The sequence below is a fragment of the Carboxydocella sp. JDF658 genome (assembly GCF_002049395.1).
In the GTDB taxonomy this organism is placed as follows: domain Bacteria; phylum Bacillota.
The window spans coordinates 1-201 of record NZ_BDLR01000080.1 but is presented as its reverse complement, the minus strand read 5'-3'; the positions used below and the strand labels follow the sequence as shown (position 1 = coordinate 201).

Sequence of the window (201 nt, the reverse complement as noted above, 5' to 3'; positions counted from 1 at the left end):
GGGCTTTTACCTTGTGTCGCGGGACTTTCCAGTCCTCTTCGCCTATAGATAAGGTTTCTTACTCCCCGGCAGCTCTGCCGCGCTGCCTGATTTGCCCCTCTACCCCATACCTGCAACACCGGCAGGTTTACACAGGTATGGTTTAGGCTCCTCCCCTTTCGCTCGCCGCTACTCAGGGAATCGCTGTTGCTTTCTTTTCCT

At 55.2% G+C, this 201-nt stretch carries 1 rRNA gene; it reads right to left on the bottom strand.

The annotated features are described in order from the left end of the window. Positions 1 to 201, bottom strand: a 23S ribosomal RNA gene (locus tag JDF658_RS10815); the annotation flags it as partial.